Source organism: Pseudoalteromonas aliena (assembly GCF_038155085.1).
In the GTDB taxonomy this organism is placed as follows: domain Bacteria; phylum Pseudomonadota; class Gammaproteobacteria; order Enterobacterales; family Alteromonadaceae; genus Pseudoalteromonas; species Pseudoalteromonas aliena_A.
Window position 1 is genome coordinate 1 of the sequence record NZ_JBAKAU010000272.1, and the last position, 210, is coordinate 210.

Genomic DNA, 210 nt, shown 5'->3' on the forward strand with positions numbered 1-210 from the left:
TTTTATCTAGACTTAAATGCAAATACAGTACAAATAAACGGCGCTAGATATTCATTTAATAGCCAACAAGCTTATGCTGATCACGGCGATATGTTTGTTGATAGTAACTTGTTAGCGCAGTGGTTTTCATTAGTTATTGATATTGAATATTCAGCAGTTGAGCTATATGTAAGCTCCCCCACCAAATTGCCTATAGACTTAAACCGCGAG

The 210-nt window shown here is 36.2% G+C and carries 1 protein-coding gene; it reads left to right on the top strand.

Going from position 1 to position 210, the window contains the following annotated elements:
* Positions 1-210: hypothetical protein (locus V6260_RS19360; RefSeq protein WP_341595630.1), on the top strand; the 210-nt coding region annotated here is incomplete at both ends.